The following is a 17,704-nucleotide window of genomic DNA, read 5'->3' as shown; positions in this document are numbered from 1 at the left end:
GCTTATAAAACTTCAGTGTTGCTCGCTCTCGTAACGATCCAGCGTATCGCTCGCGATCTCCCGCCCCAGCGCGATCAACTCCGGCGCTTTGTAAAACTCGAAAAACCGGCACACGCGCTTCGGCACGTTGATCAGAATATCCGGCGGATACCCGGCGATCTTGTACTGCGCCAATGACGTCTGCATCACCTCAAAGCTCTGGTTGATCAAATCCAGCAGCGATGCAGGCCCCACGTTATCGATGATGAACGAGCCGGTCGCCGACTTTGGCGCCCCGGCCTTTTCCGGTGCCGCCGCCGGTTGTTGCGCCTCGGGTTCGGCAGAGTCCAGCCACGGGTTGATGTCGGCAGCCTGGGCCAGCAGCGCTTCCTGTTCCAGCATCAACAACTGCTCGGCCTGCTTGCGCCGAAACGGCAAGTGCGAACCCAGTGAACGCACCAGGTTGTCGAAGCGGCTCCTGAACGCCGGCGGACGCTGGATCACCGGAAGCTTGTAGTGCTTCTGGTTGGTGGAGTTGAGGTTGACCGCAATGATCAGGTCGCAGTGGCTCGACACCACCGGCACGATCGGCAGAGGGTTCAGCAAGCCGCCGTCCACCAGCATGCGATTGCCCTGCATCACCGGGGTGAACAGACTGGGAATCGCCGCCGAGGCCCGCATGGCCTGGTGCAGGCAGCCTTCCTGGAACCAGATTTCCTGCTGGTTGGTCAGGTCCGTGGCCACGGCGGTGTAGGGAATGCGCAGGTCTTCGATATTGATCTCGCCGACGATCTTGCGGATCTGCCCGAACACCTTCTCGCCACGGATCGCCCCGAGGCGAAAGCTCACGTCTACCAGGCGCAGTACGTCCAGGTAGTCGAGGCTTTCGATCCAGTTTCGGTACTCTTCCAGCTTGCCCGCGGCATAGATCCCACCCACCACGGCGCCCATGGAGCAACCGGCAATGCAGGCGATGTCGTAGCCGCGTTTTTCGATTTCCTCGATCACGCCGATATGGGCGTAGCCCCGGGCGCCGCCGGAGCCCAGCACCAATGCAACACGTTTCTTCATGACCTGATCCTTCGCAAAACAGGTGACCACAATGCACCCATCGAGGGGCGCGCTTCAATCATCACTGTCACAACCGATTATTTTCGCGAGCGGGCCACCACGCTCGGGTATGCTCTGGCAATCGGGACTGCGGATTCAGGCAGTCGGATAAGGCACTTTTCGGTGTAGGCAACGTCTACACCTGTGACTGTTTTTTCTTTTCTTGAGGTGTCATTTGATGAAAGCCTGGATGTGTGTGCCTGTGATCGTGTTGGCCCTGGCCGGTTGTGCCGGGAAAACCGCTTATCGCGACAGCTGCGGCACGCAACTGGATGCTGCGTGGCACGAGCTGGACCTGGCCAAGGCCGAAGGTTTCGCCGGCACCGTGAGTTACTCCAAGGCTCTGTCGTTGTTGACTGGCGCCAAGACCCAGCAGCAGTTCGAAGCCTTCGAAGGCTGCTCGACCAAGGCCGAGAAAGCCCGCTTCTATATTCGTGAGTCGCGCGCCGGGCGCTAACCCCGCGTAGCAGTTGTCGAGTGCAACGAGGTTGCGTCGGCGGCCTCAAGCCCGAAGGTTTAATCATTGAGGAGGAAAGGATGTCAGCCTTGGTCGATCAGCTAGTCGCTCAGGTCATCGGCCTGGAAGTTGGGTTACTGAGCTGCCAGGCGCGCCTCGCCGCCGTCACGGACGACGAGGCCCTGCATGATCTGCGTACCACGGTGCGGCGCTTGCGCAGCCTGTTGCGGCCATTGCGCGGGTTGCCCGGTGTCGAGCAGCTCGAGGCGGCCGCCAGTGCCGTCGGCCAACTGACCACGCCATTTCGCGACCGCGAAGTGCTGGCGGCGTACCTGCACCAACACGGCCATCATGAGGCGGCCGAGCGGCGTATCCGGCAGCAGCCGGCCACCTACCGCTCGGTTGCACAAGGGCCTGAGCTGGCGCAACTGCTGTTGATCCTCGAAGCATTCCCCCGCTTTATCCGCGCTTCCCAACGGCAGAAGTTGCTCAAGGGACTGCGCACGCGCATTGAAAAACGCCTGGCCAAGCAATGGAAGAAGCTCGGCGAAGCGCTGCACGACCCCAACCACGACCGTCATCGCCTGCGCCTGTTGATCAAGCGCGTGCGTTATGCGGCCGAGGCTTATCCCGAGCTGAACAAGCTACCGCCCAAAGCCATATCGCGTCTCAAGGCGGCCCAGGGCGCCCTGGGTGATTGGCACGATTGCTGGCAATGGCTGGCGCAAGCCGGGCACGAGCCCGATTTGCAGCCGTGCGTGCCTGGTTGGCACCGCACCATGGCCGAGGCGGAAGGGCAGGCGGATCGGGTTTTGGATAAGTTGAACGCCGACTGCTTCGCTTGACCCTGCGACCTATCTGTCCGGGATTTTGGCCGGAATAGGCGCTGCGTGGTGTAGGCCGGCTGGTTAAGATCCCTCAACTCCTTTTTCAAGTTGAGACCGCCATGCGCTTTAGTGATTTGCTCGACGCTGCCCGCAGCCACCCGTTGGACGTTTCGATCCCGGCCGAATGGGCCCAGGGCCGCGCCAGCTTTGGCGGGCTGGTTGCGGCGTTGGAGTACGAGGCCTTGCGGGCGAAAGTCCCGGCGGATCGCCCGTTGCGCTCACTGGCGATCACCTTTGTGGGGCCGGTGGCGCCGGACGTGCCGGCCCGCTACGAAGTCGAAGTGCTGCGCGAAGGCAAGGCCGTCAGCCAAGTGCTGGGACGTGTGGTGCAGAACGGTGAAACGATGACCCTGGTGCAGGCCAGTTTTGGCGCATCACGGCCTTCGCAGATTGACGTCGCCGCCGAACCGGCGCCCACCTTCAAGCATTGGGATGAATGCCAGGAGTTGCCCTACATCAAAGGCGTGACGCCGGAGTTCATGCGCCACCTGGCGATGCGCTGGAGCGTCGGTGGCCTGCCGTTCACCGGCAATACATCCCGGGAGATGGGCGGCTGGGTGCGCTTGCGTGGCGATGTAAAAGAAGAGCCGCTGACCGAAGCGCACATCCTCGCGCTGGTGGATGCGTGGCCACCGTCGGTGTTGCCGCACCTGAAACAACCGGCGGCCGGCAGCACCCTGACTTGGACCATCGAATTTGTCCAACCGCTGCAAAACCTGAGCACCCTGGACTGGTGCCAATACCTGGTCCACATCGAGCACGCCCGCGATGGCTATGGCCATGCGGCTGCGCAGTTGTGGAGCCCCGACGGCCAGTTGATCGCTATCAGCCGCCAGTCGGTGGTGGTGTTCGCCTGAGTCCTCAGACCAGCAAGTGTTGATCGCTGGAGGCGTCGCTGCCGCGTGCCTCCAGGCGGCGACCGTGATGCTGCAATCCAAGGGCTGCCAGAATGCCGACGATACCGATGGCGGCACTCGCCAGGTTCTCGCTGAACACGCCCGATGCCATCAACAGAAAACCGATGACCAGGAGTGGCAGCGCAATCAGCTGCAACACTTGATTGGTCCCGTGCTGGTGATTTTGCGGGTGGGTGCGCCATTGCCAGGCGGGGATATTCGGATGACGTTTGCCCATGATCGTGATTCCTCTGTCCGTTGAAACATCTTGAGCAGAGTTTAGGTCGGGCAGGGTGGGGCCGCGAATCAAGGATGGCTATGGGGGCCATAGCCATCTCTTCAGGGGTTAAAGCCGCAACTGGCCGATGGCCTTGCTCAGTTCCCCGGCCAGGGTTGCCAGCTCATTGCTGGTGGTCGCCGAGTCTACTGTCTGCTGCACGGTGTTTTCGGTGACGTCCCGAATGCTCACCACCGCCCGATTCATTTCCTCGGCCACATGGCTTTGCTGCTCGGCAGCCACGGCAATCTGCGTGTTGCTCTCGCGCATCTGCGCCACCGCGCCGGTGATCTCGGCGAGGGCAATCCCGGCTTCTTGAGCCTGTTGCACACAGTCGTCGGCCTTGAACGAGCTTTCCTGCATGAAATCCACCGCGTCCCGGGTGCCGGCTTGCAGGGCGGACACCATGCGGGTGATTTCATCGGTAGAGCTTTGCACCCGCTTGGCCAGGTTGCGCACTTCGTCGGCGACCACGGCAAAACCCCGGCCCATTTCGCCGGCGCGGGCGGCTTCGATGGCGGCGTTGAGGGCCAGCAGGTTGGTCTGTTCGGCGATGCTGTGAATCACCCCGACCACGCCATTGATTTTCTGGCTGTCCTCGGCCAGCTTCTGGATCATTTCGGCGGTCTGCTGCACGCCGGTGGACAGCCCGGCAATCGAGCGCTGTACCCGGCTGACCACTTCCTGGCCGCTGCCGGCGAGAGTGTCGGCCGTCTGGGACAGGTCGCGGGTGGCGCCGGCGTGCTGGGCGATGTGGTAGACGGTGGCGGTCATCTCGTTGATCGCCGTGGCGGCCTGGTCGGTTTCGCTTTGCTGGCCGAGCATGCCGTGCTGCACCTCGTTCATGCTGCTGGCCAGGCGTGCGGCGCCGTCGTCCAGTTGCCTGGCGGTGCGCGCAACCGTGTTGACCACCCGTTGATAACCCGCCTGCATCGCGTTGAAGGCGCTGGCCATCTGCCCGACTTCATCCTTGCAGGCCAGAGGGACGCGGGCCGAGAGGTCGCCGGTTTTCTCGACGTGCAGCATCACGTCTTTCAAGGTGTTGAGCTGGCTGAGGAGAAAGCGGATCAGCAGCTGTGAGGCGCCGAGCATGGCCAGCATCAGAATCATCACCGCTACGGCGTAGTTGGCGAAGCGTTCTTCGAACACTTGGCTCAAGCTGGGCCCGTAGGCCAGCACGGCGACCTGTTGACCGTCGGCACGGCTGATTACTTCGGCGCCCATCAGCGGGTTTTCGCCGAGCAGTGGCATGTGATTGAAATCCACCCAGCCACTGGCGTTGGCCAGGGCTGACAGATCTTCGTCGCCCAGTTGTGGGACTTTGCCCCTGGCAAACGTCAGCCAGTGCTCGCCCTTGGGCAGTGGCTGGCCGGCGGGCCAGGCACCGAGCAAGCGCCCCTGGGCTTGCGCCGACGCCTGTGAGGCCTGGCTGCGGGCCTGTTGTTCGAGCTGCACGGCGTACAACACCAGCAGCAGGGTGGTGATGAAGGCGACCGCGTTCACGGCCCAGAATTTGTACTTCAGCGAGATGTTGCTAAGCCAGGCACCCATGGAAGGTTTTCTCTGATAGCGGAAACAGCATTGGCAAGGTGCCATTATTGTGCCGCTATCGGGATGCCGGGTTTTGATATGGGTCAATGCGCCGCGTCAATCCGGCACAGGCAATCCAAAAAAGGCGCGGGCACAGGCGGTGCTGTGTTGCGCCAGGTCTTCCACGGTTTCTTCGCGGTGCAACGCGACCTCCCGCAGGACTTCCGGCAAATAGGCGGGTTCGTTGCGACCGTTTTTCGGCTTGGGCCGCAGGGTGCGAGGCAGCAGGTAGGGCGCGTCGCTTTCCAGCATCAGGCGGCCCCGGGGAATTTCCCTGACCAGCGCATGCAGGTGCGTCCCACGGCGCTCGTCGCAGATCCAGCCGGTGATGCCGATATGCAGGTCCAGGTCGAGGTAGCTGAACAGCGCCCGCTGCTCGCCGGTGAAGCAGTGCACCACGGCGGCCGACAGGTGATCGCGGTAGTCCCGCAGGATTTCCAGCAGGCGCTGGTTGGCGTCACGTTCGTGGAGGAATACCGGGAGCTTCAACTCCACGGCCAGGGCCAGGTGTTCTTCGAGGACTTTTTCCTGCTGGGGGCGCGGTGAGAAATCCCGGTTGAAATCCAGCCCGCATTCACCCACCGCACGCACGCGACTTTCCTTGAGCAGGCCGCGCAGGCGCCTGGCGCTTTCGGCGTTCCAGTCACTGGCAGAGTGGGGGTGAATGCCGGCGGTGGCGAACAGGCGTTGGCCACTTTCGTCCAGTTGCTGGCACAGCTCCAGGGCCTGTTCGCTGCCGTCGACACTGGTACCGGTGAGCACCAATTGGCTCACCCCGGCGGCGTAGGCACGGTCGAGAACGGCCTGGTGCTTTTCGTCGAAACTTGGGTTGGTCAGGTTGACGCCGATATCAATGAGTTGCATGGTGCTACCTCCGCCTGCGGTCGGAAAGCATATCAGAGCTGTAGATTTATAAGAAAAGCCAAGAACTACAACGAGTTAAAGCTGTCTTTGAAAGTCGCAAGTAACACCGTGTTTGGTTTGTCGCCATCTGCCGTGCCACCCTTGCGCCCAAAGCCTGCGCTCATGGCGCTCTGTTTCTGTCCCCCAACGCCTCGTTTTTCGCGAAGTAATGGGCAGTATTCTTTCTTCCGGAGAGCGGATGATCCGACCCTCGGCGTTGCTTGTGTTGTGCCTGACGTTACTGCTGCCCACGGCGGCGGTTGCGCGTCTGGACGGGCCGCTGGAAGTGACCCGGCCCGGCAAGGTCCGCGACCTTGCGGAAATCCGCAGCAGCCGCACCTTGCGGGTATTGGTCAACCAGAGCCGCAACAGTTCCGGCGAAGTCCAGGGCCAGGCCATCGGTGTTGAATACCATCGCCTACGCGCTTTCGAGCAATACCTCAACGGTCACGCCCGTGACGGCGAGGAAATCAACCTCAAGATTATTCCCAAGGCCAAGGATCAGTTGATTGGCGCATTGGCCCGTGGCGAGGGCGACCTGGTGGCACCCGGCGAATTGCTGGATGTGAAGGCCGCCCACAAGATTGCCACCAGCGACCCGATCGCCAGCGACGTGCCGTTATGGCTGGTGGGGCTGAAGGGCGAGCGGCGGTTTACCCGGCTGGAGCAACTGTCCGGGCGCACGCTGGCCTTGACCACGGGCAGTGCCGCGTCGGATGCGATCAGCCAGGTCAACCAGAAGCTGGCGCTGCACAAATTGCCGCCGGTGAAGGTGGAATGGGTGGATCCGAGCCTCGCGGTAGAGGACGTGCTGGAGATGGTACAGGCCGGGATTTTCCACCTGACCATTGTCGAGCGGCCGATTGCCGAACGCTGGGCGAAGATCCTGCCCAAGCTGCGTTTCGACCGGCAAGTGACCATCAGCGAGCCGGGCGAAGAGTATTGGTTTGTGCGCCAGGATGCCTCGATGCTGCGGGCCAGTATTGATCGCTTCCTCAAGACCTACCGCACGCCGTCCGATCAGGATGTGGCGTTCCAGCGCATCTACCGCCGCCTCTACCAGGTACGTTATCCACTGGCTCGCGTCGACCGCCAGCGCCTGGAAAAACTGCGCCCGGTGCTGCAAAAGCATGCCCGCGAGCAGGGCATGGACTGGCTGAACCTGGCCGCGCTGGCGTTCAAGGAATCTGCCCTGGACCCTGGCGCTCGCAGCAGCGGCGGCCCCACCGGGCTGATGCAGATCACGCCATCGGCGGCGCAGCGGGTCGGGGTGAACAACATCGAAAGCCTGGACAACAATGTGCAGGCGGGCGCGCGGTACCTGGCGATGATCCGGCGCAAGTTCTTCTCAAGCCCCAAGCTCAACGAGCGCGAGCGCATGGCGTTTGTGCTGGCGGCCTACAACATGGGGCCCGAGCGGGTCCAGGGAATGCGTGCCGAGGCGCGGCGGCGGGGGCTTAACCCAAACCAATGGTTTTTCCAGGTCGAGCGCATTGCCATGGAGCAGGTGGGAATGAGCGGCGTCAGCTATGTTAATAGCGTGAACAAGTATTACCTGGCGTTTGATCGTGAGCGGGAGTCGTTGGAGCCGGCAGCGCCACGGGTTGCCTCACGGAAATAATCTATTAATTCGATAATTATGAGCCGTTTTATCGGCTTTTATCATTGTTTAAACTGATTAATATAGCGGCCAACCCAACCCCTACCTTGAAAAGGATTATCAGCATGAGCCCATTGATCACCCGCATCCTCTCCACCCGCGCCGGCTACGGCCTGACTGTCCTGCGGATTTTTGTCGGGATCATCTTCGCCGCCCACGGTTCGCAAAAGCTCTTTGGCTGGTTTGGCGGCGGCGGCCTCGCGGGCACTGCCCAGTGGATGGAAAGTATCGGCCTGGCCCCGGGTACCCTGATGGCGGTGTTGTCCGGTGGTACCGAGTTCTTCGCCGGGCTGGCGCTGATCATTGGTTTGCTGGCGCGGCCGGCGGCACTCGGCCTGTCGATCATTTCCCTGGTGGCGATTTTCTCGGTGCATATCCATAACGGTTTGTTCATGGCCAACAACGGCTACGAGTTCGCCCTGGCGCTGCTGGGCGGTACGCTGGCCGTGTTGTTGGAAGGTGCGGGCAAATTGTCCGCAGACCGCGTCATCACTCACTGATACCGCGAACCCCCCTTAAAAGGCCCGCCCAGTGCGGGCCTTTTCGTTGCTCGGGATTCTTGACACCGCCCTACAGGCTTCTCTAGGATGTTGCCCATGCGCCGATTTAAACAGCTAATTGCGGGGCGCCACGGGTGACTGATCACAGTCCCGACAGAAGCCAGAGCCATGGGCCAGCTTCGAAATTCCGCTAAAGCGCTGGTTCGGTGTTGCCTCTCACCTGCCCGCAGACTTTTGAGGCAGAGACACGACACAATGAATGCACTACGCCCCCTCATACGCCTGGCCCCGATCACCGCGGACCTGACCCAACGCAATCCTAAAATCCTCTTGGGCGGCAAGCATCAGCCGACGTTGCTGCGCTATCTGGATGGCTGGCCGCGCCGCACGGGGCGGCCTTCGGCCTTTCTGATCCAGTTTGTCGAAGACGGCGACTCCCTTGCGCGCTTTGCGTCCAACAGCTTCGACCTGGCCGTCATTCAGGCACCCAGTGCCAGCGACGCGGGCGAAGTGATACGCCAACTGACCCGCATTGCCCGGCAAGGGCTGATCGCCCGGCGTTGAGCCCTCAGTAGAACGCTGCTGAAGGCAGGTGCCGGTGACGGCGACGCAACAGGAAAATACCCCCCGCAATCAGGCACAGTATCAGCGGTACAGGCACGATATTGAGCAGCTTCACTTTGCGTTCCAGGGCGTGAACCTCGGCGTATGACTGGACCTTCAGCGCGTGAATTTCCATGGGGATTCGCAAGCGCTCCTTGTTGAGCGCTTGCAGCAGTGTGTTGGAGGTTGCAGCCTGAGGGCCCGGGGAAATTGTCGGGGGGTTGAGCAGTTGCCATTCCTTTTCCGTTTGTTCCAGGCGTTGCGCCAGTTCGGCGGACTTCTCACCGTAGGCCAGTGCCGCGTCTTCGCGCATTGCCTGCAGCACCTGCAGTGATCGAGCACCGCCTGCGCGAGGGCGAATGTTCATCAGTGCATCGGGCGCCGCCAGGTTGTCCAGGGTGTTCAATACAAACATCGCGTTATCTGACAACGGGCTACCCGCCGCGCGATGCTTCTGGAGCATTCCAGACACGCGATCGCTGAGCAGGTCAGTGTCGGCGACCACGACCACATGGATGTTCGCAGCCTTTTGCAAGCCGGTGTTACGCCCACTGATGCCGTCAGGAAAGGCGGAATAGGCGGGCCCTTCGACGCGGGCGGCGATCACCTGTTGTTGAGCGCGAGTGGCTGTTTCATTGATCAGTGAATTGAGCTGCGCTGGCAGGACAAAGTGCTCTGTCTCAAACAGCGCGGCGTGCGCGGAGCTTTGCAGCAACGGGGTGAAGGTCATGCGGCTTCTCTTGGCAGGGGCCAGGGCGCCGCTGCTCAAGACGTTGACGTTGTGAAGTTTCCAGGCGCTGATGTCATCCTGTGCCATCGCCTGGCGGGGCAAGGTCAGTGCCGCGGGATGGCGCACAGGCGGCTGGCCCGTGGTCAGGATCACCGAAGTGGCATAGTCGCGATCGGCAATCACCTTGTTCGCGGGCATCTGGATGCCCCAGGCGGACAGCAATGCCTCCAGCCTGGGGTTTTCCGGGGCCGTGACGCTGGTGTCCAGCCCGACAAGCGGGTCGATAAACATCATCAACTTGCCTGCGCCCAATACAAACTGGTCTATTGCGTAAAGGGTTTGGTCAGGCAGGTTGCCGGGATGAACCACCATCAGGGTTTTGACGTGTTCAGGAATTTGCGCGATACCCGGCTCCAGGCTCACCACGTTGAACTGGCGACGGATCTCTTGCAACACCTGCCAGGGAGGCGTATTAACGCCGTTGCGTTCATCTCGCTCACCGTTTATTGGCAGCCGGGAGATCACGCCCATGACGGGTTGCTCGGGGTGGATCACCTTATGAATCAAATGGCTGATTTCATACTCCAGCAGTGACTCCCGGTCCGGGCTGAATGACGGGATGCTATGGGGCGCATGGCCCGCGCTGGTACCCACCAGGCCGAAGAATCCGTGTTGTTCGTCAAGTCCCAGTAACCTGGCTTTGTATTCATCTTCAGAAAAAGGGGTGGGGTCGATGAGGTGCAGGTTGATTTTGCCCTTTGCCGCTTTTTCATATTCCTTGAGCAACAGCTCTACCCGTTTAGCGTAGCTTTCAACGGCGTTGGCTTTGTGTGCACGGTTGCTTGAATTGAAGAAGTACAGATCCACCGGTCTTTCCAGTGAACCGAGCATAGTCTGTACAGGATCGGAAAGTGTATGGATGTTCTGTTCCGAAAAATCCAGCCGTGGATTTGGAAGTTTCAGTGCCCAGACCAGGTTAAAAGCGAGAAACAGTAACAGGAGCGTGATAATTGTGAGGCTGGCACTTAGTCGCGTTTTCATCGTGATGTGTCCCTCTCAACCGTTTCTTACATTCAGGACAATGACCGTCGCGCCAAGAAAGGCGATGATCATACTGATGAAGTACAAACTGTCTTGAAGAGCCAGTACCCCTTGGTCAATGGCGTCAAAACGCGCAGACGGGCTCAGGGAAAGAAGGCGGTCAATCAGCCATACCGGAACTTGATGTTCAATCGCATCAAGAATGGATGACAGGCCACTGGCGGTCAGCAGCAAGCACAGGGTTACGGTGAATATAATCGCGCGATGGTGTGTCAGTGCGCAGATAAAACAACCCACGGATAGATAACATCCGGCCAATACCCAACTTCCCAGGTATTGTGATGCAATGACTGTATTGTCCGGATTGCCAAAATAGTTGAGGGTGATGACTATCGGGAAGGTCAACAGCAGAGCCACGCCAGAAACAATCCAGGCCGCCAGAAACTTTCCGACCACTATCTCGAAACGTGTGACGGGCAGGGTTTTCAGGAACTCCATGGAACCGGTGGTGGGCTCGTCGGCCCAAAGCCGAGTGCATAGAACAGGTGTCAACAGTAAGTAGAGCCAGGGGTGCAACTGGAAGAAGCCCTGCAAGTCGGCACTGCCGACTTCCAGTAACCGGGTTGCATGGAAGCCAAATACAGCAGCGGCGGTCAGGAAAACCGCAGTGCTCAGGTAAGTGAGGGGAGCCGAAAGATAACTGACCAGTTGACGCTTGAATATGACCGGGAGAAGTTTCAAATCGATGCCTCCTGGCTCATATGGTGCACAACGTCATCCAGGCGCCCGGCTTCCAGGTTCAGGGCATTGAGCTTCCAGCGGCGCTGGGTGACCAGTGCATTGATGTGGGGGTAGATGATTTGCCCCGGCAGGGCGAGTACGGTCACTGTGCCGGGAGTCTCGCGGTCTTCCTCGATGCCGGCGACCCCGGGCAATACCGCCAGGGCCAACAGGTCCAGTGGTGTGTCGGCTGCAAGGGTGACCGCCTGGTGATGACGTGAGCTGCGCTGCAGTTCGGGCACCGAGGTGTCTGCCACCAATCGACCGTCGGCTATCACCAGTGCGCGGGTACAAATACCGGTCAGTTCTTCCGGCGCACGGGACGCGACAATGATCGTCATCTCGTCGCTGAGCGACTTGATGAGCATTCTGACTTTGTGTTTCTGGTCGGCACTCAGACCTTCTGTTGGCTCGTCGAGCAACAGCAGGCCGGGGTCATGCAGGATTGCCTGGGCGATGGCTACCTTGCGTTTCAACCCGTCCGTGAGGGTTTCCACCGGGCTTTTGAGTATTCGCCACAGCTCAAGTCGTGCAACTGCCCGGTCAATCATCTTGCGTTTTTCCGCGCCGCGGAATCCGCGTATTTCGGCAATGAAACCGAGAAAGGCCTTTACGCTCATTGCACCATGGCTCAAGAGTCGCTCTGGCTGGTAGCCGGTGACTTTCTTTGCCTGGAATGCGTTCAGGGCGATATCGTTACCGAATATTTTTATATGGCCTGAAGAGGGTGTAGTCGAGCCTGAGATCATTTTGATAATAGTTGTTTTTCCCGCACCATCATTTCCAAACAGCCCGAGGCATTCCTGGGGTTGGGCGTTGAATGAGAAGTCATGAATAATGTTTTTTCCGCCCATGGTTTTTGTCAGGCTCGTTATCTCGATCATTATGCTTTTCTACTGAATGGATATGGCAAGGCTGGATTAACCTGGGTGAACAGCAGGTTGTGAATGTTCGAAATTCAATGCTTGAAATCTTTTTATGTTGAAGCTTTTCCGGTGTCGCACTGTTAAAAAATGGTACGTTCAATAAACGCTCTTGGAAATGCTGAGGGGGCTGAATAAGATAAGTCCTACATGCCAGACTATGACTCGCTGAAACAATTGTTTTGCTTTTGATGATTTAATTACAGTCGTTGTTTATTTGGTGTTTATTTAAAGTTTATGCCAATTTGAAATGGAGCCTGATGTCATGCTGCTTCTACGTACCCTTGTTCTTGAACAGTCCGGGCATGATGCGCCGGTCAATGGTGCACTGCTTTGTGGTTTTGCGGTGGCGCAGATCTCTTCAAACTTTCTTGCCTACAGTCTGGATGAAGAAACAGAGCCCGGTAGTTCACGGGTGTACATCGCAGCGTTGCGCAAAAAGTCCGAACGTTACTTTCTGGGGGCGATAGACTCCAAGGAAGACCTGCAAATAGCGACCCATGTCTTCAAGCAAATCCTGACGCTCGCGGCTGCTCCCGGGGCAAAATCTGCAAGCAGCGGCGAAACTCAGATTCCCTTTCATTTTGTTGATTTGAAAGGCTGCAAATTGCCCCCGGCCAGGCCTGAAGATCATCACTCGTTGACGATCAAGAAATCCCTGGTGATGAAGGTGATTACCCTGGGAACGTCGGCGCCCGGTTTGCCCGCCATTGAAAGCAATACGTTGATCGTGCCGTCGATTCGTTTCTCCTCAAGAATGGTGTCTGCTCCCAGGTCCCCCGATCCTTCAGAGCCTGCGCGGTCATTGCCCGAGCCGGTGGCGCAGGCGCCCGAGGCTGAGCTCGAGATATCCGAGCCGCTCGTTGAGGCGCCACTACAGGCACCGATCGAGGCGCCTGCTGTCGCTGCGCCAGTGCCGGCGCCCATAGTCCAACAACCTGAACCGGTCCCCCAGGCGCCGCCGCCCATGCCTGCCCGGAATGAGTCATCCTCGTTGTTTGAAGTGGACGATACGCTGGCCAATCTTTCCCGATTGTCACAGGAGCTGACGCAGCAAAAGCTCAGCGTGCTCAAGCAGGAAGAAGCGCTTGATCAGTTGCGTCTCGAACTGCGCCAGGAAAAGGCTGACCTTGAGCAGGAGAGTCAGCGGAGTGCCGATAGGATTGCCGAAAAGGAAACGTCCCTGGAACAGTTGGCCCGCACGCTGGCCCTCCGGGAGGAGCATCTGGCTGGCAGCTCGGCGCTGAACCAGACAGAGCAGCGTCGAATGGACGAGCGTGCGCGCTACCTGGAGAGCCAGGAAGCCCAGTTGCACGACCGTGACCTTGCGGTGCGCCTCAAGGAGCAACAGCTGACGGCTGCGCTGTTCCAGTTGCCTGTCCTGCGGGACAACCTGAGGGTTACGCTTCAATCCCTGGATGAGTCACTTGCATGGCTTGGCGAGAACGGGCGCGGCCAGCCTGAATGCGGCCCGACCCAGACGGAGGCTGACTGATACGCGTCGTTGCCGGAATCCGCCGGTGGGTCTGGCTACTTTCCCGAGTTCATTTATCATCGACCCCCACAGCCGACATCGGGCGTTAAATGCGTTGTGCCTGATGCGGCAGCGGGTCTGAAAAATGCAAACTTCCAGGGGATGTAGAGCTTTTGAGCACCAAGCTGATTACCAAAGAAGGTCATGAGGCCCTGAAAAAGGAGCTTGATTACCTGTGGCGAGAAAAGCGCCCTGATACCACCCGCAAAGTGACGTGGGCGGCCTCCCTGGGGGACAGGAGCGAAAACGCTGACTACCAGTACAACAAGAAGCTGCTGCGGGAAATTGATCGTCGGGTGCGTTATTTACGCAAGCGCCTGGAAGACATGCGCGTGGTCGAGTATATGCCCGAGCAGGAAGGGAAGGTGTTTTTCGGCGCCTGGGTGGAGATTGAAAACGAACAGGGCGAGACCAAGCGGTTTCGCATCGTGGGGTACGACGAGATCTATGAACGTATGGACTACATCTCCATCGACTCACCCATGGCCCGGGCACTGTTGCGCAAGGAAGTGGATGACGAGGCGCTCGTGCAGACCCCCAGTGGCGAAGTGTGCTGGTGGATCACCGCTATCGAATATGTGAAGTGACAACGGATGGCCCGTACGCATGAACGCGTGCGGGCCATTTGCGTTTTCAGCCCTCGCGCAGCACCGTCAACGGGCTGGCATTCAGTGCGCGGCGGGTGCCGAACACGCCGGCACCGCCGATCAGCACGGCGCCTATCACCGGCAGCAGCAATAGCCACGGATGCGGGTGCCAGGTCAGGTCGAACGCGTAGCGGTACAGCACCAGTGTCACCAGTTCCGTACCCAACGCCGCCAACAGCCCGCTGACCGCGCCCAACAGCCCGAACTCGATACGCCGGGCCTTGACCAGCAACTTGCGCTCAGCCCCCAGCGCCCGCAGCAGGGCGCCCTGGCGAATCCGCTCATCGAGGGTTGCCTGGAGCCCGGAGAACAACACCGCCATCCCCGCGGCCAGGACAAACAACAGCACGTACTCCACCGCCAGGGTGACTTGGGCCAGGATGCTGCGCAGTTGTTCCAGCAATGCCTCCACCTGCAGGATGGTCACCGCCGGGAAGGCCCGGGACAGGTCGACGATCTGTTGGTCATGGCCGGGTGCGAGGTAGAAGCTGGTCAGGTAGGTGGCCGGCAGGTCCTTCAGGGTGCCGGGCTGGAAGATCATGAAGAAGTTGGGCTGGAAGTTGTCCCAGTTGATTTCCCGCAGGCTGGTGACCCGCGCTTCGCGGTTTTCCCCGCCGACGGTAAACACCAGGTGATCGTTGAGCTTGAGTTTCAGGCTGTCGGCGACCTTGGCCTCCACCGAGACGCCTGGAATCTCGTCGGTCGGTTGCGCCGTCCACCAGGAGCCCGCCGTCAGCTTGTTTCCCGGTGGCAGGTCGGCGGCCCAGGTCAGGCTCAAGTCTCGCTGTACTGCACGATCGCCGCTGGAGTCCTTGCTGACAATCTCCTGCACTGGCGAGCCATTGATGCTGATCAGTCGTCCCGGTACCACCGGATACAGCGGAGCCGATTGCGCCTGTAATTCCAGCAGGCGTGCGCCGAAGGTGTCTTTGTCGGCGGGCAGGATGTTCAGGGCGAAATAGTTGGGGGCGTCCTTGGGCAACTGGTTCTGCCAGGTGTCCAGCAATTCGCCGCGCAACAACGCGATCAAGCCCATGGATAACAGGATCAGCCCGAACGCCAGTGACTGCCCCGCGGCGGCCAGGGGATGACGCAGCAACTGGCCCAGCCCCAGGCGCCAGGGCAGGGAGGCCCGGGCCAGCAGGCGTCGCAGGCTTTGCAGCAACAGGAGCAGCAGGCCGCCGAGAACCAGTGCAGCAATCACGCCGCCACCCAGCAGGGCGAAGGTCAGCACCAGGTCGAGGCTCAAGCGCCACATGATCAGGCCCAGGGCGAAGAGTGCGGCGCCGTAGACCATCCAGGTGCTGGAAGGGATTGGCAGCAAGTCGCGGCGCAATACCCGCAGTGGCGGCACCCGCCCCAGGGCGGCCAGCGGCGGCAGGGCGAAACCGGCGAGGGCTACCAGCCCGGTGCCAATCCCGGCAACGGCCGGCAGCAGCCCGCCGGGTGGAACGTCCGCCGGCAGCAGGTCATGCAACAGCGCAAACAGGCCCAATTGCGCCAGCCAGCCGAGCAGGGCGCCGGTCAGGCTGGCCAGCAACCCCAGCACGGCCAATTGCAGGCTGAACAGCAACATGGTTTCGCGTCGCGACAACCCGAGGCAGCGCAGCAAGGCGCTGGCATCAAAGCGTCGGCTGGCGAAGCGATTGGCCGAGAGCGCCACGGCCACGCCGGAGAGCAGCACCGCCACCAGGCTGGCCATGTTCAAGTAACGTTCGGCCTTGCCCAGCGCGCCGCCGATCTGCTGGTTGCCGTCGCGCGCATCCTGCAGCCGCTGGTTGGCAGCCAGGCCGGGCTTGACCAGGTCGCGATAGGTTTGCAGCACGGTGCCGCCTTGTGGCGCGCGCCACAGGTCGCGATAACTCACGCGACTGCCGGGCTGCACCACGCCGGTGGCGTCAAGGTCGGCCAGGTTGATCATCACCCTGGGCGTCAGGCTATAGAAGTTGCCGGCGCGATCCGGCTCATAGGTCAGCACGCGCGAAAGGCGCAGGGTCTTCATGCCGACGTCGATGCTGTCGCCGATTTTCAGGTTCAGTGCCGTCAACAGCCGTGCTTCCACCCAGGCTTCACCGGGTTTGGGGCCACCTCCGGCAGTTTCTTCGGCGAAGGGTTCGGCGGCGCTCTTCAGCTCGCCGCGCAACGGATACGCCTCGTTGACCGCCTTGATGCTGGACAGCTGGATGCCAGCGTCAGTGGCAATCACGCTGGAGAATTCCACCACCCTGGCGTGCTGCAGGCCCAGCTCGGTGCCACTCTGGATTTGCTCGGTGCGGGCGGGTGAACTGCCTTCCAGCACCAGGTCGGCCGCCAGGAACTCGGTGGCGCGCAACATCATCGCGCCGTTCAGGCGGGCACCGAAGTAACCGATGGCGGTGCTGGCGGCCACGGCCACCAGCAGGGCGAAGAACAGCACGCGCAGTTCGCCGGCGCGGGCATCGCGCAGCAACTGGCGAAGGGCAAGGCTGAACAGGCGCAACAAGGGCAAGCGTGCCATCAAGGCTCCAGGGGCGCGACCATCAGGCCGGCTTCAAGACGGATCAGGCGACGGCAACGGTGGGCCAGGCGCTCGTCATGGGTCACCAGCACCAGGGTCGTGCCGCTCTCTTTGTTGAGTTCGAACAGCAGGTCGCTGATGCGCTCGCCGGTATGGCTGTCGAGGTTGCCGGTGGGTTCATCGGCAAACAGCACGTCCGGTTCGGCAGCAAACGCCCGGGCAATCGCTACCCGTTGCTGCTCACCCCCCGAGAGTTGGCGCGGCGAGTGGGTGAGACGCTGGCCCAGGCCGACACGCTCCAGCAGGTGTTTGGCGCGCTCGCGGGCGTCCTTGCGGCCGTCCAGCTCCAGGGGCAGCATCACGTTTTCCAGCGCGTTGAGGCTGTCGAGCAACTGGAAGGACTGGAACACAAACCCCACGTGCTCGGCGCGGATGCGTGCACGCTGGTCTTCGTCGAGGGTACTCAGGGCCTGGCCGGCGAGGGTGACTTCGCCACTGCTGGGCAGGTCGAGGCCGGCCAGCAGGCCGAGGAGGGTGGATTTGCCGGAACCGGAGGCGCCGACGATAGCCAGGCTATCGCCCTTGTTCAGTTCCAGGCTCAGTTCGTGCAGGATAGTCAGTTCACCTTCCGCGCTGGGAACCACTTTGCTAAGGTTTCGCGCGGTGAGAATGCTTGCGCCCATGGAGAAT

The 17,704-nt window shown here is 60.7% G+C and carries 16 protein-coding genes and 1 pseudogene; 8 read left to right on the top strand and 9 right to left on the bottom strand.

The annotated features are described in order from the left end of the window. Positions 1 to 12: 12 nt before the first annotated feature. Positions 13 to 1,050 (bottom strand): patatin-like phospholipase family protein, encoded by a 1,038-nt coding sequence (locus HX818_RS03175; RefSeq protein ID WP_087693690.1) that lies wholly within the window; start codon positions 1,048 to 1,050, stop codon positions 13 to 15. Between the two features lie 217 nt (positions 1,051 to 1,267). Here HX818_RS03175 and HX818_RS03170 point away from each other — a divergent pair, with 217 nt between their 5' ends. The 3 genes from HX818_RS03170 (at position 1,268) to HX818_RS03160 (ending at position 3,290) form a co-directional block, all read left to right on the top strand. After that, on the top strand, positions 1,268 to 1,546 hold the full coding sequence (locus HX818_RS03170; protein ID WP_003218744.1) for a hypothetical protein: 279 nt from the start codon (positions 1,268 to 1,270) through the stop codon (positions 1,544 to 1,546). Between the two features lie 80 nt (positions 1,547 to 1,626). Then, positions 1,627 to 2,391: a CHAD domain-containing protein gene (locus HX818_RS03165; RefSeq protein WP_134325986.1), complete on the top strand. Its 765-nt coding sequence runs from the start codon at positions 1,627 to 1,629 to the stop codon at positions 2,389 to 2,391. Between the two features lie 101 nt (positions 2,392 to 2,492). Then, positions 2,493 to 3,290: an acyl-CoA thioesterase II gene (locus HX818_RS03160; RefSeq protein ID WP_008437738.1), complete on the top strand. Its 798-nt coding sequence runs from the start codon at positions 2,493 to 2,495 to the stop codon at positions 3,288 to 3,290. Between the two features lie 19 nt (positions 3,291 to 3,309). On the opposite strand, the pseudogene HX818_RS03155 reads toward HX818_RS03160, so the two are convergent. From HX818_RS03155 to HX818_RS03145, 3 genes and pseudogenes are all read right to left on the bottom strand, one after another. Beyond that, positions 3,310 to 3,567: pseudogene (locus tag HX818_RS03155) on the bottom strand (terminase); the annotation flags it as partial. Positions 3,568 to 3,675: 108 nt separating this feature from the next. Further along, on the bottom strand, positions 3,676 to 5,157 hold the full coding sequence (locus HX818_RS03150; RefSeq protein ID WP_102605081.1) for a methyl-accepting chemotaxis protein: 1,482 nt from the start codon (positions 5,155 to 5,157) through the stop codon (positions 3,676 to 3,678). Positions 5,158 to 5,253: 96 nt separating this feature from the next. After that, positions 5,254 to 6,060, bottom strand: a complete 807-nt coding sequence (locus HX818_RS03145) for a TatD family hydrolase (RefSeq protein ID WP_177019479.1) — start codon at positions 6,058 to 6,060, stop codon at positions 5,254 to 5,256. 238 nt (positions 6,061 to 6,298) lie between these two features. Here HX818_RS03145 and HX818_RS03140 point away from each other — a divergent pair, with 238 nt between their 5' ends. The 3 genes from HX818_RS03140 to HX818_RS03130 all read left to right on the top strand — a co-directional run bounded on the left by HX818_RS03140 (position 6,299) and on the right by HX818_RS03130 (position 8,823). Next, on the top strand, positions 6,299 to 7,720 hold the full coding sequence (locus HX818_RS03140) for a transglycosylase SLT domain-containing protein (RefSeq protein ID WP_177019478.1): 1,422 nt from the start codon (positions 6,299 to 6,301) through the stop codon (positions 7,718 to 7,720). Positions 7,721 to 7,824: 104 nt separating this feature from the next. Next, a complete protein-coding gene (locus tag HX818_RS03135; protein WP_177019477.1) occupies positions 7,825 to 8,259 on the top strand; it encodes a DoxX family protein in 435 nt (144 codons plus the stop codon). A gap of 255 nt (positions 8,260 to 8,514) precedes the next feature. After that, a complete protein-coding gene (locus tag HX818_RS03130) occupies positions 8,515 to 8,823 on the top strand; it encodes a hypothetical protein (RefSeq protein WP_003218736.1) in 309 nt (102 codons plus the stop codon). 4 nt (positions 8,824 to 8,827) lie between these two features. Here HX818_RS03130 and HX818_RS03125 read toward each other — a convergent pair whose 3' ends face one another. From HX818_RS03125 to HX818_RS03115, 3 genes are read right to left on the bottom strand one after another with little or no spacing between them, the layout of a single operon-like run. After that, a complete protein-coding gene (locus tag HX818_RS03125; protein ID WP_177019476.1) occupies positions 8,828 to 10,633 on the bottom strand; it encodes a Gldg family protein in 1,806 nt (601 codons plus the stop codon). Between the two features lie 15 nt (positions 10,634 to 10,648). Beyond that, on the bottom strand, positions 10,649 to 11,374 hold the full coding sequence (locus tag HX818_RS03120) for an ABC transporter permease (RefSeq protein WP_177019475.1): 726 nt from the start codon (positions 11,372 to 11,374) through the stop codon (positions 10,649 to 10,651). After that, positions 11,371 to 12,297, bottom strand: coding sequence for an ABC transporter ATP-binding protein (locus tag HX818_RS03115; RefSeq protein ID WP_177019474.1), 927 nt, complete (start codon positions 12,295 to 12,297; stop codon positions 11,371 to 11,373). The genes HX818_RS03120 and HX818_RS03115 overlap by 4 nt, the downstream gene beginning before the upstream one ends. A 304-nt stretch (positions 12,298 to 12,601) precedes the next feature. Between HX818_RS03115 and HX818_RS03110 the strand changes: the two genes are divergently transcribed. Both HX818_RS03110 and greB read left to right on the top strand, forming a co-directional pair. Continuing rightward, a complete protein-coding gene (locus tag HX818_RS03110) occupies positions 12,602 to 13,831 on the top strand; it encodes a hypothetical protein (RefSeq protein WP_177008076.1) in 1,230 nt (409 codons plus the stop codon). A gap of 152 nt (positions 13,832 to 13,983) precedes the next feature. Further along, positions 13,984 to 14,457: a transcription elongation factor GreB gene (greB, locus tag HX818_RS03105; RefSeq protein WP_008437752.1), complete on the top strand. Its 474-nt coding sequence runs from the start codon at positions 13,984 to 13,986 to the stop codon at positions 14,455 to 14,457. A 46-nt stretch (positions 14,458 to 14,503) separates the two neighbouring features. Here the strand turns inward: greB and HX818_RS03100 are convergent, their stop codons facing one another. Continuing rightward, on the bottom strand, positions 14,504 to 17,014 hold the full coding sequence (locus HX818_RS03100) for an ABC transporter permease (RefSeq protein ID WP_003218728.1): 2,511 nt from the start codon (positions 17,012 to 17,014) through the stop codon (positions 14,504 to 14,506). Further along, positions 17,014 to 17,697 (bottom strand): ABC transporter ATP-binding protein, encoded by a 684-nt coding sequence (locus tag HX818_RS03095; protein WP_003218726.1) that lies wholly within the window; start codon positions 17,695 to 17,697, stop codon positions 17,014 to 17,016. The genes HX818_RS03100 and HX818_RS03095 overlap by 1 nt, the downstream gene beginning before the upstream one ends. Positions 17,698 to 17,704 lie beyond the last annotated feature (7 nt).

It is taken from the genome of Pseudomonas sp. F9001, from assembly GCF_013385435.1.
GTDB lineage: Bacteria > Pseudomonadota > Gammaproteobacteria > Pseudomonadales > Pseudomonadaceae > Aquipseudomonas.
This window is presented reverse-complemented; position numbering and strand designations above follow the sequence as displayed.